Source organism: Mycolicibacterium agri (genome assembly GCF_002553505.1).
Taxonomy (GTDB): domain Bacteria; phylum Actinomycetota; class Actinomycetes; order Mycobacteriales; family Mycobacteriaceae; genus Mycobacterium; species Mycobacterium agri.
On the sequence record NZ_PDCP01000069.1, the window covers coordinates 16804 to 29182 of the forward strand.

Annotated in this window: 11 protein-coding genes; 7 read left to right on the forward strand and 4 right to left on the reverse strand. The window is 66.1% G+C overall.

The features are described 5' to 3' along the window. Positions 1 to 86 precede the first annotated feature (86 nt). Positions 87 to 2378 carry a CaiB/BaiF CoA transferase family protein gene (locus tag CQY20_RS26245; RefSeq protein ID WP_097943044.1) on the forward strand — a complete coding sequence of 764 codons (2292 nt, stop codon included), beginning with the start codon at positions 87 to 89 and terminating at the stop codon, positions 2376 to 2378. Between the two features lie 88 nt (positions 2379 to 2466). On the opposite strand, the gene CQY20_RS26250 is transcribed toward CQY20_RS26245, so the two are convergent. Continuing rightward, complete coding sequence (locus CQY20_RS26250) at positions 2467 to 3708, reverse strand: cytochrome P450 (protein WP_097943046.1); 1242 nt, start codon at positions 3706 to 3708, stop codon at positions 2467 to 2469. A 101-nt stretch (positions 3709 to 3809) separates the two neighbouring features. On the opposite strand from CQY20_RS26250, the gene CQY20_RS26255 reads away from it, so the two are divergent. The 5 genes from CQY20_RS26255 to CQY20_RS26275 are packed head-to-tail and all read left to right on the forward strand — an operon-like array spanning position 3810 to position 7921. Beyond that, entirely contained in the window at positions 3810 to 4925 is a 1116-nt protein-coding gene (locus tag CQY20_RS26255) for an aromatic ring-hydroxylating oxygenase subunit alpha (RefSeq protein ID WP_097943048.1), read from the forward strand. Beyond that, entirely contained in the window at positions 4918 to 6522 is a 1605-nt protein-coding gene (locus CQY20_RS26260) for an AMP-binding protein (protein ID WP_097943068.1), read from the forward strand. Before CQY20_RS26255 ends, CQY20_RS26260 begins: the two co-directional genes overlap by 8 nt. 13 nt (positions 6523 to 6535) lie before the next feature. Continuing rightward, a complete protein-coding gene (locus CQY20_RS26265; RefSeq protein WP_097943050.1) occupies positions 6536 to 6949 on the forward strand; it encodes a nuclear transport factor 2 family protein in 414 nt (137 codons plus the stop codon). Positions 6950 to 6953: 4 nt separating this feature from the next. Beyond that, on the forward strand, positions 6954 to 7484 hold the full coding sequence (locus CQY20_RS26270) for an FAS1-like dehydratase domain-containing protein (RefSeq protein WP_371871012.1): 531 nt from the start codon (positions 6954 to 6956) through the stop codon (positions 7482 to 7484). Next, positions 7481 to 7921, forward strand: coding sequence for a MaoC/PaaZ C-terminal domain-containing protein (locus CQY20_RS26275; protein ID WP_097943052.1), 441 nt, complete (start codon positions 7481 to 7483; stop codon positions 7919 to 7921). Before CQY20_RS26270 ends, CQY20_RS26275 begins: the two co-directional genes overlap by 4 nt. Here CQY20_RS26275 and CQY20_RS26280 read toward each other — a convergent pair. Next, a complete protein-coding gene (locus tag CQY20_RS26280) occupies positions 7918 to 9372 on the reverse strand; it encodes an aldehyde dehydrogenase (RefSeq protein WP_097943054.1) in 1455 nt (484 codons plus the stop codon). The two genes, CQY20_RS26275 and CQY20_RS26280, sit on opposite strands and share 4 nt — an antisense overlap. 79 nt (positions 9373 to 9451) lie before the next feature. On the opposite strand from CQY20_RS26280, the gene CQY20_RS26285 reads away from it, so the two are divergent. Then, positions 9452 to 10651 (forward strand): lipocalin-like domain-containing protein, encoded by a 1200-nt coding sequence (locus CQY20_RS26285; protein ID WP_097943056.1) that lies wholly within the window; start codon positions 9452 to 9454, stop codon positions 10649 to 10651. Here the strand turns inward: CQY20_RS26285 and CQY20_RS26290 are convergent. Further along, complete coding sequence (locus CQY20_RS26290; RefSeq protein ID WP_097943058.1) at positions 10638 to 11774, reverse strand: aromatic ring-hydroxylating oxygenase subunit alpha; 1137 nt, start codon at positions 11772 to 11774, stop codon at positions 10638 to 10640. The genes CQY20_RS26285 and CQY20_RS26290 overlap by 14 nt on opposite strands. Before the next feature lie 42 nt (positions 11775 to 11816). After that, on the reverse strand, positions 11817 to 12379 hold a 563-nt coding region (locus CQY20_RS26295), incomplete at its 5' end, for an SDR family NAD(P)-dependent oxidoreductase (RefSeq protein WP_133119137.1).

The following is a 12379-nucleotide window of genomic DNA, read 5'->3' on the forward strand; positions in this document are numbered from 1 at the left end:
GCCGCATGACCTGCGGTCTACCGAACGGCTATCCGACAAAAGTAATTAAGATGACAAAGAAAGCGGCCCCAGGGAGGTTGTAGCGCGTGAGCGACGGAGCACCCACTCCGCTCGGGGACCTGCGCGTGGTGGAGATCAGCGACCGTATCGCGGGCAGCTACTGCGGCAAACTCCTGGTCGACGCGGGCGCCGACGTGGTGAAGGTCGAGCCGGCGACGGGCGATCCGTTGCGCTCGTTCAGCGCCACCGGCGCGCGGCTGCCTGCAGCTGCCGACGGCCCGTTGTTCAGCTATCTCAACGCCGGAAAGCGCAGTGTGACAAGGGTTTCTGCGGAGTTGCTGGCCGGGGCCGACATCGTCGTGGTGACCGGTGGCCAGGCTGCGGCCGCGGAGTTCGGCGTCGTTCCGGAGCGGCTCCGCGCCGACAGGCCGCAGCGCATCGTCGTCTCCATCTCCGACTACGGCTGGACCGGGCCCTGGTCCGACCGCCCGGCCACCGAGTTCACCCTGCAGGCCGACTCCGGGCTTACCGGGTTCCGCGGCGACCCCGCAGGTCCACCTGTTTCGATCGGCGGCGAGCTGGGGGAGTACATGGGCGGCGCGTGGGCGGCCTACGGTGCCTTGGCGCTGCATCGCCGCGTGCGGGCCGGCGGGCCGGGCGCACACCTCGACATGTCGTTGCTCGAGGCGATCACGCTGATGCAAAGCGGCGAGTGGTTGCACTCGCAGCTGCTGCAGACGCCGCCCGTCAAGCGCTCGGTCGAGGTGCCGTCGATCGAGCCGGCCAAGGACGGATACGTCGGCATCAGCATGGTGACCGGCCAGCAGTGGCTGGACTTCGCGGCGATGGTCGACCGCCCCGAGTTCACCGAAATCCCTGCGCTGCGATTTCAGATCGGCCGCTGGGAGTACCGCGACTGGATCCGCGAGCGGATCGGCCCGTGGATGCGCGAGCACACCGTCGATGAGATCGTCGAGCTGGGACAGCTTTTCCGGTTGCCGCTGGCTCCGCTGGGCAACGGCTCCACCATCCCGCAGATGGATCATCTGGTGCAGCGGGGCGTCTACCTCGACAACCCTGCGGGCTTCCGGCAGCCGCGGGCGCCGTGGCTGATGTCGGCGGCCCGACAGGCGCCGGTCCGTGGCGCTCCCCGTCTCGGTGAAGCCGACGGTGAATCGCTGTGGGCGCCAAGGTCATCGGCGCCGACGAGCGCTGGCGGTGCCCCGCTGGCCGGTGTGCGCGTCGTCGACTTCACCGCGTTCTGGGCCGGACCCGCGACGACGCACGCGCTGGCGGCGTTCGGTGCCGATGTCGTCAAGGTCGAATCGATCCAGCGCCCGGACGGAATTCGCTACTCCGGCGGCATGCGCAGCGATGTCGACGACTGGTGGGAATACGGGTGGGTGTTCCACGCGATGAACACCAACAAGCGCTCGGTCACCCTCGACCTGCAGTCCGACGAGGGTCCTGGGCTGGTCAAAGCGCTTGTCGCACAGGCCGACGTGGTGATCGAGAACTTCTCGCCGCGGGTGATGGAGCAATTCGGGCTCGGCGCCGACGCGCTTCTGGAAATCAACCCGCGGGTGGTCGTCGTGCGGATGCCTGCCTTCGGGCTGACGGGCCCGTGGCGCGATCGGGTCGGTTTCGCGCCGACGATGGAGCAGATCGCGGGCCTGGCGTGGGTGACGGGATTTCCCGACGGCCCGCCCGTGCCGCCGCGGGGCGCATGCGATCCGCTCGCCGGGGTGCACGCGGCGTTCGCAACTCTCGCTGCGCTGGACTTCACGCACCGCACCGGCCGCGGCCAGCTGGTCGAGGTGCCCATGATCGAGGCGGTTCTCAACGTGACCGCCGTCCAGACAATCGAATTCGAGGTCTTCGGCACGGCGATGGAGCGCCGCGGCAACCGCGGGCATGGCCGGGCGCAACAGGACATCTACCGGTGTGCCGGCGATGACGACTGGGTCGCGGTCAGCGTGTGCACCGACGAGCAACGCGGCGCGGTTGCGAAACTCACCGGAACCGATCGGCTGGCTCAATGGCTGGCCACGCAGGAAGCCGCTGCCGCCGTGGAAAGCCTTGTGACGGTGGGCGTCCCGGCGGCGGTGGTGATTTCGCCATCGCTGGTCACCGAGAACCCGCAACTGCGTGACCGCGGTTTCTTCCAGCGCTTGGAGCACCCCCGCACCGGCGCTGGACTGTATCCCTGCCCGCCGTTCGCCCGGCTCGACGGGGGTGCGAACTGGCTGCGGCGTCCGCCACCCACACTCGGGCAACACAACGACGAGGTGCTGACGCAGTTGTGCGGGCTGACGGCCGGCGATCTGAGCCGGCTCGCCGCTGCGGACGTCATCGGCACCCGCCCGAAAGGCGCCTAGCCCGCCGGCCGGAAGCCCGATCCCCGCCCAAATGTCGGTTTGGGTGTGAAAACCCCCCATTTTCACGCCCATGTGTCGGTTTGGGCGTTCAGGGGCGCGGCTTGAGGGAGATCGGCAGGGCGTCGTAGATGGACATATTGTTGGTCAGGTTCGGATAGGTGACCTCAGGGGTGCCTAGCGCGATGTCGTCGGCCCTGCACAGCAGTTCGTCGAGCACCGCGCGAATCTCGGCCCGCGCCAGCATTGCGCCAAGACAGTGGTGCGGCCCGCCGCCGCCGAACGTGACGTGAGGATTGTCGGCGCGGCCGATGTCGAACCTGAACGGATCGTCGAAGACCTCCTCGTCGCGGTTGGCCGAGCGCAACATCGCAACCACCCGCTCGCCCTTGGGGATCACCACTCCGTCAATCTCGACGTCGACCTTCGTGCTGCGCGTCCAGAACGCCACCGGTGACGACCAGCGCAGCACCTCCTCGACCGCGCTCGACCGCACCGCCTCCTCCTCGCGGTATCGCTCGATCTGCGACGGGTTGGCGACGAACGCCTGAAGACCCGATGCGAGCGCGTTCTTGGTGGTGTCGCTGCCCGCGAAGGCGATGACGAAGAAGAAGACCTCCAACTCGCTGGTCGGTATCGACAGCTTTTCGCCGTTCTCGTCGGTGACCACCGCGCGGGTCAGCGTGCTCCAGATGTCGTCGGTCGGGTTGCGCCGCTTCTCCGCGGTGAGTTCGAGCGCATAGCCGAAGATCTTCGCGAACAGATTCATCGAATTCTGCTGAGTCGCCTCGTCTTTGGTCGAGCCCACCTTCAGGATGCGGTCGAGCGTGGCGAAGATCTCGGGCCGGTCCTTGTCCGGGATGCCGATGATGTCGCCGATGACCGACATCGGCAACACGTCCGCGACATCGGTGATCCAGTCGCCGCCGCCGGCCGCCAGCAGCTTGTCGATCATCGCCGCGGCGCGCCTGCGAATGCCCTCTTCGAGCTTGCCGATGGCCTTCGGCGTGAACGCATGAGACAGCACCCGGCGCCTCTTGAGCAACTCCGGCGGGTCCATGTTGATGATCGTCGGCGCCGAGCCGACGACGCCGACGCCCTGGATGAGCGGTCCGTCCGCTGCGGTGAACGAGTCCGTGTCACGGTGGATGCGCTGGGCGTGCCGGTGCTTGGTGGCCATCCAGAAATCGCGGGTGACGGTTTTGACGACGTTGTCGGTCAACTCGTGGCGGAAGATCGGCCGTTCGCGGCGCAGCCGGGTGAAGACGTCATCGGGAAAACCATTCCGCCACAACGCGAAATCCGACAGATCTATCGGAGTTTGCGTCGGCATTAAGCGCCCCGTTCCACGTGCCTTGACCTAGAATGCTTAAAATAGTAACAATAGCCGGTGGACGGGCTCTGACCTGGCAACTTGGCGCGGATGGAGACGGTATGGCGGAAACGGTCGACGATTCCACCCTCGATCCGTCGGAACGGGAGTTCGGCCCCAGCGGCATCGGCCTGTCGAAGTACCGGTTCCCGACCGGATGGTTCATCGTCGGGTTCGCCTCCGATCTGGCGCCAGGCCAGGTCAGGCGGATGCATTACTTCGGCGAAGAACTGGTGATGTTCCGCACCGCGTCCGGCCGGGTCAACGTGCTTGACGCGTACTGCCTGCACTTGGGCGCCAACATGGGCGTCGGCGGCACCGTCGAGGGCGAGCGCATCGTCTGCCCGTGGCACGGCTGGCAGTGGAACGGCGACGGCACCAACGCCCTGATTCCCTACAGCAGGATCGGCTGCAAGCAGAACATCCGGATCCGGACCTATCCGTGCACGGAGTGGTACGGCTTCATCCTGGTCTGGCATGAGCGCCACGGCCGCGCGCCGTATTGGCGGCCCCCGGTGCTGCCTGAACTCGAGACGGGCGAGTACTACCCGCTGCACCCGCACACGCGAATGGTCAACCGGGTGAAGGTCCACGCGCAGATGATCATCGAGAACGCCGCCGACCCGTATCACGTGCAGTACGTGCACAAGGCCGCCAATCCCGCGACCACGGCGTCGTTTGAGGTGTCCGGGTATCACCTGCACGCCACGGTGAATGCGAATTTCGGTGGCGGACGGGCGAAGACGTGGCTGACGCCGAACGGGCCGGTGGACGCGAAGATCGTCTACGACAACTACTCGCTCGGGCTCGGCGTCGTGCGTTTCCCCTCTGAACTGGTGGCGACCGTGCAGGTGACGGGGCAGACGCCGGTCGACGAGGATTACACCGACTACTTCTACACCCAGGCATCCACCCGCGAACCCGGCGACACCGGTGATATGCCCACCGGCAGGGCGGCGAAGTTCTTGCGACTCCAGCAGGAGGTCATCAAACAGGACTTCTTCACCTGGGAGAACATGAAATACCTCGAGAAGCCCAACCTGGCGCCGGAGGAGGCGCGCGATTACGCCGCGCTGCGCCGTTGGGCGCACCGCTTCTATCCGGGCGAGATGCCCTCGCCGAACGACTTCGGTTACACCGTCCACGGTGAACCGGATCCGGCGGCCGCGAGTGCCTGACGCGCCTCGCGCCGGTGGGCCGGTCCGCCCATCCGAGCTCGGAGTCCGAAGTTTCACTGTCGCCGATGTCTTGGATCGACGGGTCGAGGAGTTCGGCGATCGGCTGCTGATGTCCATCGCCGGAACCCCGGTGACGTTCGAACAGATGGCGACACGGTCGCGCGCGGCGGCGAACGCGTTGCTCGATATGGGCGTTGGCAGAGGCGACACCGTGGCACTGTTCACCGCGACCTGCCCGGAATGGGTGTACTTCTGGCTCGGCGCCGGCCGAATCGGTGCGGTCACCGCCGCGGTGAACGCCGCCAGCAAGGGCGAGTTCCTGGCGCACGCCCTGCGGTTGTCGCGGGCCAGGACCGTCATCACCGACGCCGAACGCCAGCCGCGGCTGCGCGAGGTCGCCGACCACATCGACACGCTGAAAAGCCCTCGTGTCGTCGATGATTCACTGTCGCAGGCCTTGTCAACCGCCTCGACGAGCCCGCCAAACCTCGAGCCGACCGACTCCGGCGATCCGGCCGCGCTGTTCTTCACCTCAGGCACCACGGGCCCGTCGAAGGCAGTCGCAACGACGTGGCACTACCTGTTCACCGCCGCCGCGGGCGTTGCGGCGGCCTGGGAGTTGACGGCCGGTGACGTGGTGTGGAGCGCGATGCCGTTGTTTCATCTCAGTGCCGCACCGTCGGTGCTGGCGCCGATGCTGGTCGGTGCGACGACGGTGTTGTCGGCGCCGTTTCGGCCGAGCACTGTGTGGGACGAAATCCGTGCTTGCGGGGCAACGGGTTTCGCGGGGGCGGGGGGGATGGTGTCGATGCTGTGGAACCAACCGCCCGATCCCCGTGACGCGCAGCTGCCGCTGCGGTTCATCTCCGCGGCGCCGATCGCCGCCGACATGTATCGCCGCATCGAGCAGCGGTACGGCGCACGGGTCGTCACGATGTACGGCATGACGGAGGCCTTCCCGATCGCCTACAAGGCCGTCTCCGACGACGGTGTGCCCGGCACATCGGGACGGATCAACCCCGCCTTCGACGTCCGCATCGTCGGCGACGACGGCCGCCCGCTGCCCGCAGGATCGGTCGGCGAGATCGCCTGTCGGGCCCGATCTGCACACGCGATGAGTGCGGGCTACATCCAAGACCAAGCCGACGGGTCCCTCGCGGTGACACCGCACGACGAGTGGTTTCGCACCGGCGATCTCGGATCGCTGGATGTCGACGGCAATCTCACCTTCCTCGACCGGGTGAAGGACTCGCTGCGGCGGCGCGGCGAGAACGTGTCGTCGGCGGAGGTCGAGGCTGTTGTGATGCGCCACCCCGCCGTGCTCGAGGCCGCCGCTGTCGCCGTGCCGAGCGACCTCGGTGAGGACGACATCCTCGTCGTCGTCACGTTGCGGCCGGACGCCGACTTCGATCCGGCCGAGCTGCTGGATTTCAGCTCGGCCCGCATGCCGTATTTCTGCGTGCCACGGTATGTGGAGGAGCTCGACGAGATACCGAAAAACGTGATCGGCCGGGTGCGCAAGGACTTGCTTAGGCAACGCGGGCTAGGTACGGCCGCATGGGACCGAGAAGCGCACGGCTACATACTGACTCGGTAGACGGGAGACGAGTATGACGATGACCTATCAGCAGGAGTACGAGCTGAGCGGATTGGCCGGGCGGGCCGCGATTCTCAACCTGACCGCACGGCACAACCGGCTCTACTCCGCAGGCGACCTCGCCGGTTGGATCGCGACGTTCCGCCATGCGGGCGCGACGTTCGTCCGCGACGGCGAGACGTACACGGATTTGGCGGCGGCGTTCGATGGGGGAGACGGGCGACGACTCGTGACGGTCGATCACGACATCTCGGTCGACGGCGTCGATGCCACGCAGGACTGCGTTGCGCTGCTGTATGTCGGAGGCGAGCTTCGCAGCACCGGCACCTACCGCGACCAACTCGTCTACGAGCGCGGCGGATGGTATTTCACGTCGCGCGCGCTGGCCTGGGATACCGTGCCCACCAGCGGCGCCGTCTCGGTGTGAGCCGGTGAACACCGACATCCGCTACGAGTTGGCGTTCGGCAGCTACGAGGACGCCCTGCGCATGGTGGGTGTGCGCACCGAGCCGCGCTTCGCCGGAACGGCGGTCAGCCCAGCCCGAATTCAGCATTTCGCCGCAATGGTGCAGGACGCCAACCCGGCGTACTGGGACGTCGACTTCGCGACTCGCGTCTGGGGTGGGCTGGTCGCGCCGCCGGCGATGCTGATGGCGTGGTTGATCCCGCCGCCGTGGCTGCCCAACGGCGACGTGCCGGTGCCATCGATCGCGTTGCGGGTGCCGCTGCCCGGCACGACGTTCATCAATGCGTCCAACGAAGTCGAGCTCGTTCGGCCGATTCTCGCAGGAGACCGTCTGCACGTCGTCGAAGAAGTGGTGTCGGTGTCGCCGGAGAAACGCACCCGCGTCGGCGTTGGGCACTTCGTCGAGACGTGCGACAGCTACTACCGTGACGACGAGGCGCTGGTCGCGACGAACCGAAACACGTTGTTCCGCTTCACCCCGGGAGGTTCGGAATGACGTATCGGTCGCTGACGTGGGATGCGGTGACGGTGCCGACCGAACTGGCCCAGGTCGTCGATGAGATCAGCTATCAGCGCGTGGTGATGAATCCCGGTGCGACGTGGGATTACTTTCCCGGGCATTACGACCCCGAATACGCGACAAGTCACGGCCATCCCACGATCTTCCTCAACACCATGCACATCGCGGGCTTCATCGATCGGATCGCGACCGAGTGGGCCGGCCCGCACAGTCGCGTCGTGCGGCGCAAGATGTCCATCCACCAATCGATCTACGCGGACGATTCGATGGTCGGCCGCGGCAGCGTGGTGAACAAGCGCCGCGTGATCACCGACGGCGCCACCAAACTCCTGGTGGACCTGCAGATCTCGGTCTTCAATCAGCGCGACGAACTGTGCTGCCCGGCCGAGGTGACGCTGGAATTGAATAGCTAGTTGGCGGGCAGCGGGCCTGCTGTCACCGTCGACTGGATCTCGACATACTGCGCCAGGCCTTCCGGGCCGAATTCCCGTCCGATGCCCGACTGTTTGAACCCGCCGAATGGGGCGCTGGTGTCGAGCTGGTACATGTTGATTCCGTAGGTGCCGGTGCGGATTTGGGCCGCGACGTCGAGGCCGTGCGCCACATCGGCGGTCCACACCGATCCCGCCAGCCCGTAGTCGCTGTCGTTGGCGATGCGGATCGCGTCGGCTTCGTCGGTGTAGGTGAGCACCGTCAACACCGGGCCGAAAATCTCCTCGCGGGCGATCTTCATGTCGTTCGTCGCGTCGGTGAAGAGCGTCGGTTGGACGTACCAGCCGCGGCCGCGCGGTCTCTCGGCGCCTCCCACAACGGCTTTGGCGCCTTCGTCGATGCCGGACCTGATGTAGTTCATCACGCGGTGTTGCTGGCGCTGGGTGACGAGCGGCCCGATGTCGGTGGCTTCGTCGGCCGGGTCGCCGACCTGCAGGCTCGACATCATGTCGGCCAGCGCGTCGACGACCTCGTCGTGTCTGCGTTCGCTGACCAGGATTCGCGTCTGGGCCACACACGCCTGCCCGTTGTTCATCAAGCCGGCCATCTTGAGGTGGTTGACGGTGTGGTCGATGTCGGCGTCGTCGAGGATGATCGCCGCGGACTTGCCGCCGAGTTCGAGGCTCACCCGCTTGAGCTGCTCGCCGCACAGTGCCGCGATACGTCTGCCGGTGGCCGAGGATCCGGTGAACGCCACCTTGTCGACGCCGGGGTGGCGAACCAGGCTCTCGCCTGCCTGCGGACCACCCGGAACGATCGACACCACACCTTCTGGAAGGTCGAGATCGGCCAGCATCTCGGCCAACCACATTGCGTCCAAGGGAGTTTCAGGCGCCGGCTTGACGACGACCGCGCACCCGGCGATCAACGCGGGAATCAGCTTCGGCATGATGAGCACCTGCGGCACGTTCCACGGCACGATCGCGCCGACGACACCGACCGGAGCACGCCGCACCAGGACATCGCCGAAGAGACCCTGGCGGCGCTCGACCCAGTCGAACTCCTTGGCGGTGGCCAGGGTGAGATACATCTGCGACAGCGCGCCGTTGGCTTGCCCGAGCCTGCTGAACGCGCGCGGCGACCCCATCTCCGCGGTGATCAGGTCGGCCATCGCGTCGGCATGCTCAGCGTAAACGGCGGCCAGCCTCTCGACCTTCTCCATCCGCTCCGAGACGGGCAGTCCCGGCCAGGGCCCCTTGTCGAACGCCGTGCGCGCCGCTTGCACCGCCCGATCGACGTCTTGGGGCCCAGCGGCCGGCGTCTCTCCGATGGGTTCCTCGGTGTGCGGCGAGATCACCGAAATACGTTGCGCCGTCGCGGGTTGACACCACCTGTTACCGATGAGCAGCTGGTCGTAAAAGAGGGATCTCACGTTGACTCCGAGTCGCTGAAGGCGCTATTGCTGCTAACATAGCAAGAAAAGCAACCTTGGAGTGCCATGGAGCGTCACTGTGGGTGATGACTGGCGTCGATATCCGTTCGAGCTGGTCCGCGACGACCCACATTTCGTCTTCCCCGCCGCCGAAGCCAACCATCCGACATGCGAGTCGGATACTTGGTTTCTCGCCGGCGAGCTGACCGGCGAGTCCGGCCGCACGTTCGCCTTCCTGTCCATCGTCAACAAGAACCGGCCCGGACAGGCCGTGGTCGCCGACATCTACACGTTCGCCCTGTTCGATCTGGACGCCGGAACGTACGGCACCTACACCGATTACGACATGCCGTCGAGGAACAAGCCTCCCGGCGCGCAGCCGAAGCTCTCCGTCAGCGACGAGTGTCTTGACATCACCTATGTAGGCGGCGCCGGTACCGCCGTGTGGCGCACCTGCCGCGACGATGTCGGTGAGCTGCGGCCGTACACCTACGACGTCGATCTTTGCGGCACCGACCAGAGCGGTAGCGCCATGCGGCTGAGGCTGCGGGTGGCGCCGACGCGGGCGCCGGTACCGTTGGGCGCATCGGCCTACAACGGCACCGTCGAGTGCTTCGGACAGCCGAACACCTACTCGTACTTCCAGACTGGGATGTCGATGACGGGCACGCTGTCTTGGGGTGCGGTGAGCGAGGAGGTGCGTGGTGAGCGCGGGCACGTGGACCGGCAATGGTTTCCGTTGGTCGCCAACGACGGCGGCCCGACCGGCGACATGCGCTCTCGCGCGCACGAATGGCGCACCATCAACTTGGACAACGGCGTCGACCTCAGTATTTGGCGGCAGTTCGACCGCACGAAACACAATGCGCTGCAACCGTTCTCCGGTGCGACCGTCAGTGCGCCGGACGCCGATCCGGAATACGCCGACGACATCGAGGTCGCCGTGTCCAGCTATGTGCGCTGGCCTGATTCCATTCGTACCCTGGTTCCGCCGCCGACCAACGTGCGCTATCTGCCCGACAGACACCGACTGACGTCTGCCAAGCTCGGCCTGGATTTGACGGGGGAGCCTTTGGTGGCCGCGCCGGCTCACGCCCTGCCTCTGGAGTACATGGAGGGCCCGTACCGCTATCACGGATCGTATCGCGGTCAGCCGGTCACGGGATTCGCGTTCTACGAACGCTCTTTGGCGCTGTACCGGGATTGGGAGTTGGCCGATGTGCTGGATGCGGTGGAACCCGCGCATCGCGACGAAATCGTAGGGCTCATCGGGCGATAGCTTCCTCCCACATCTGGTGACGATGTTGCAGGCCGGGCTCGTTGCGCCCGAACACCAGGCGGTCCTTGGCGCCGGACGCCAAGTTCGCCTGCAGCTTTTCGACCAGAGCGTAATCCTCGTCGCGCACGGTGCCGTGGGCGTAGTCGAACACCGCCTGCGCGCCTGCCGCCACGCTCTCGTCCGAAAGGTCCAGCGGCGTCGAGTTCTGGTGGACTGTGATCGAACGGCCGGGCACCTCCCCGGGGTAGACACGAAACAGCTCACCGTTGGCGATCGTCGCCGACAGCACGATGTTGGGGAACAGGGCATAGATCACGACCATGTTCTGCAACGGATCCCACTGCTCCTCGGGAACGCCGTCGAGATCGAGAATGCCGTTGAGCGGGAACACAAGTCGATGGTGGAGTCCGAAGGAGTCGAACACCGTGCAATTGCTGCGCGCGATCGTCGCGAAGGTCCTCTTGTGCACCGTCGCGAAGTGGTAGTTCTCCGCGAAGGTGTCGATCGCCAGTTTCCAGTTGATCGCGGAGTCCAGCACCTTCTCGCCCAGCGGCGACCATCGGCCGACGCCCCAGGCCTCCAATTCGTCAGCGAGCGGCCCGAGAAAGCCGCGGATGTCGAGCGTGGCGTCGGGGTCAAGGCCGACCCAGAGAAAACCCGCGCACTCCGCAGCGGGCAATTGTTGCAGTTTCGCACCGGAACTCGTGGATTCCGGAAAGCCCTCCTTGCCCGGCACACCGACGAGGTTGCCGTCGAGGTCGTAGTTCCATGCGTGGTACGGGCACGTCAACCTGCGCGCCGTGCCGCACCCCTCGGTGATCTGCGACTGCCGGTGCAGGCACACGTTGTCGAACGCCTTGACCGCGCCGTGCCTCGAACGTGTCAGCACGATGGAGCGGCCCATCACGGTCTTCGTGCAGTAGGTGTTGGGACCGGGCAACTCGGATGCGTAGCCGACGAGTTGGGGGCTTGCCATCATCATGGCGCGGTCGCGCGCGTGCCGGTCGGGGGAGGTGTAGGTGTCGGCGCGCACGGCGTATTCGGCCGGCGCCAAGTCGGTTGTCTTGTCGCGCGCCAGTTTGAGTGCGCGACGGGTCAGGTCGACGAGCTGATCGCGATCCATGGCCGTATTTTATTATCTTTGCAAAAATAGGCACAGGGCCCGTCACCTGCGATCGCCGGTGCTGTAGCTGTCCTGCTCCTTGTACGTCCGGTTGCTCGCATACGCCATCAGGCGCACCGCCGTGCGGCGTCCCATCAGGTGGCGGAACGCGAAATGCGTGAAACGCAGCACGGGCGCTGGGAACACCGTCGGCTTCTTGCCGAGCGCGTTGAGGGTTTCGACGGCGACCTGTTCGGGTTCCTGGACCGGGACGTTTGCGTCCTGCGGTTCCGAGGCCAGGTAGTTTGGGGTCCGCGTCGCGCCAGCGCAGCTCACGAGCACATCGACGCCGTCGTCGCGCAACTCGGCCCAAAGCCCTTCGGCCAGAACCAGATTGTAGGCCTTGGTGGCGGAGTAATTCGCCACCCGCACCATACCTTGCAACGCGCCCATCGACGACAGCAGGACGATGCCGCCGCGGCCTCTGGCGCGGAATCGCGCCCCGAACCCGTGGCTGAGCACCAGCGGCCCGCGCACATTGACATCGATCCTTACCTTTCTTGAAGGGTGTTTGGGGTCGTCGGCCTTAGGCTTCGAATCACCCAGGGATGTCGGGTATGGCTTTC

What these genes read in the sequence shown, in the direction of transcription:
- CQY20_RS26250 (WP_097943046.1), bottom strand. Translation starts at nt 3,708, where the DNA reads ATGCCGACGCAAACTCCGATAGATCTGTCGGATTTCGCGTTGTGGCGG.
- CQY20_RS26255 (WP_097943048.1), top strand. Translation starts at nt 3,810, where the DNA reads ATGGCGGAAACGGTCGACGATTCCACCCTCGATCCGTCGGAACGGGAG.
- CQY20_RS26290 (WP_097943058.1), bottom strand. Translation starts at nt 11,774, where the DNA reads ATGGATCGCGATCAGCTCGTCGACCTGACCCGTCGCGCACTCAAACTG.
- CQY20_RS26275 (WP_097943052.1), top strand. Translation starts at nt 7,481, where the DNA reads ATGACGTATCGGTCGCTGACGTGGGATGCGGTGACGGTGCCGACCGAA.
- CQY20_RS26265 (WP_097943050.1), top strand. Translation starts at nt 6,536, where the DNA reads ATGACGATGACCTATCAGCAGGAGTACGAGCTGAGCGGATTGGCCGGG.